The 2465-nt window shown below is 29.7% G+C and carries 3 protein-coding genes; all 3 read right to left on the minus strand.

Translation table 11 applies throughout. The annotated features are described in order from the left end of the window. Positions 1-65: 65 nt before the first annotated feature. Positions 66-593 carry a hypothetical protein gene (locus DWZ16_RS15130; RefSeq protein ID WP_118523179.1) on the minus strand — a complete coding sequence of 176 codons (528 nt, stop codon included), beginning with the start codon at positions 591-593 and terminating at the stop codon, positions 66-68. A gap of 96 nt (positions 594-689) precedes the next feature. Continuing rightward, positions 690-1955 carry a glycosyltransferase family 4 protein gene (locus tag DWZ16_RS15135; protein WP_118523180.1) on the minus strand — a complete coding sequence of 422 codons (1266 nt, stop codon included), beginning with the start codon at positions 1953-1955 and terminating at the stop codon, positions 690-692. 3 nt (positions 1956-1958) lie between these two features. Further along, the coding region (locus tag DWZ16_RS15645) for a hypothetical protein (RefSeq protein ID WP_182427390.1) at positions 1959-2465 on the minus strand (507 nt) is incomplete at its 5' end.

Consider the following 2465-nt stretch of genomic DNA (forward strand, 5'->3'; position numbering starts at 1 on the left):
TTGCCTGTAAATATTGTTCTTGGCTAAACACTATATTATTTTTATTATCATCTCTATTATCTACACTATATTATTTTTATTATCATCTCTATATCTACTTCATAATTCGCATCCCCATGTAATTTATATAATAATTTTTTAGATGTTTTCGGTCGCCTAAATTTAAGATATGGCAATATTAATTGAAAATCCGAATTTTGTTCAATTCCATCATCCACATTTAATGTATATGCATATGGCCAATTTACCTTTGTCAAAAAATCAATTTGTTGCTGTAATAATTTTACTTCCGTAAAATTATCCTCAAAATATTTTGCACGTTTTTCACTAGAAACGCATTCAAAGAACAAGTCTGAAACATCAAAAAAACTTTTTTTATTAACCTCTTCGTAACTATATAAACAATTTTTTTCTGCACATATCAGTTTACTCATTTCATTTTTTGCAAGTTTTCCATCCGGAACACCACCATTAACAGCTTGACATCCAGCTGTAAAACCAGCGCCGAAAACAGGAACAAGTTTCCTTTCAAGCGCATATCTAGCTAACTTTTTTATTCCCTCATCGTAATCTATAATATTAATTAAATTCATTTTTTAATACCTACTTAATATTATCCATTTCTCTTATTCAAGCAAAATTCAAAATACTTCCTAAAATTTTCTGTTTGAATTTTCCAATCCCATTGTTTATATTCTCAAGATTTCATTAGATAACTCTTTAAATACTTCTCTATTTTTTAATAATTTAATTATTTTTTCTTTCAGTTCCTTAACCGTCCGTTCTTTCATAATAAAATTCTTTTGTAGAGTCCCCAAACATTCTTCCACAACACCCACATTTGTTGTAATAACCGGAACCCCACAAGCCATTGCTTCTAAAACCGGATTAGGTGTTCCTTCATGTAATGACGCGCAAATATAACAATCAATTTTGCTATAAAATTGAGGCATACGGTAATGCGGAATCATTTTTTCTTCCCTGTCAGAAGTATATAATTCGATATTATAGCCTTCCTGTCTTAATTCTTGTATCGCTGGCTTTATAATAGTATTAATTCCTTTTAAATCGTTAATACTCCACTTACTATTTCCTACCCACCCAACACGAATTAATCTATCATTTATATTGTCAAATCTACTTAAATTATTCGGTTGGAACAAATTCAAATCCACTCCATCTGGCAAGTAAGCATCCGGTCTTTTTTTTAATTCCACTTTTTCCTGGTATATTCTTTCAAGTTTTTTTGAAGATACAGCATATGCCGTTAGTATCGACTCTTTACGAGCAAACAACTTTTCTGTAACCATCTTTTCTTCATCATCTAAGCATAGATGGTCATATATTTCTGTTGATATTTTTTTGTTTTTTATGTACTTACTAAAAAACTCTTCTTTTGTATAACCCAATCGAAAAATTCGATTTTGCACCCATTCACTATCATAAGATGATAATAATCCCCTCCAAAAAAAGTGAACTATTTTGCAGTCCTGACTTAAAATAAATATATCTGCCACATTCTCTATATCACAAGCATAAATCACTTTAAAATCATAATATTGATTCAAATTTTTCTTTATTTGATCCGCAATATGATCAAACGCCCAATCAGGTCTATCTACAATTAAAGCTATTTTTTCTTTTTTATTTTTTTGTTTTTTATTTTCATCTACAACATCATAAACACACTCTCGTTGTATCTCTTTTCTTCCTTTTACTATGTCAATCAACTTCCAACATTTATTAACTATTCGATATCCTTTTGTTTTTTTTATAACTCGCAAATCCGTTTCTAATCTATTTGTTCGCTCCCATAAAATATCACATTCTTTTGTTTTCATTTCCAACAATCTCTGTGTTCGCTCTTTTTCAACCTCTATAATTCTTTTCTCCTCTTTCAAATCTTGAACTCTTTTAATAGAAGTAGACTCTTCTGTAAAATCTGTTCTTTCCATAATTTATTCTCCTCTTTTTATCTTCCTTAGTACTTTTTTCAAGAATCTGATATCCGAAATAGATTCTTGCATTTTAATTTTATTTAATTCATCAACTCTATACTCATCCATTCCCATTTCAAATAAACATCCCGACAGTCTAATTGTCAATTCATCCATTTTAGCAATATGTGATGTAGGAGACAAATATACTAACCTCTCTACCCTATTATCCAATAATACTTTTTGTATATCTCTACTTCTATATTGATAATCACCCCAATTTGCTTTTTCTGCCGAAAAAATATGCTCCAACTGACATTCTAAATATCGATCTCCTTCTTCTGGAGAATTCTCGTCGGTAATCAGTAAAACTTGTTTTCCTTTTTCTTCGAAATATTTTTTATAGTTTAATAAAACCCGCTCCAACTGACATTCTAAATATCGATCTCCTTCTTCTGGAGAATTCTCGTCGGTAATCAGTAAAACTTGTTTTCCTTTTTCTTCGAAATATTTTTTATAGTTTAATAA

The organism is Clostridium sp. AF29-8BH (assembly GCF_003478145.1).
In the GTDB taxonomy this organism is placed as follows: Bacteria; Bacillota; Clostridia; order Lachnospirales; family Lachnospiraceae; genus Otoolea; species Otoolea fessa.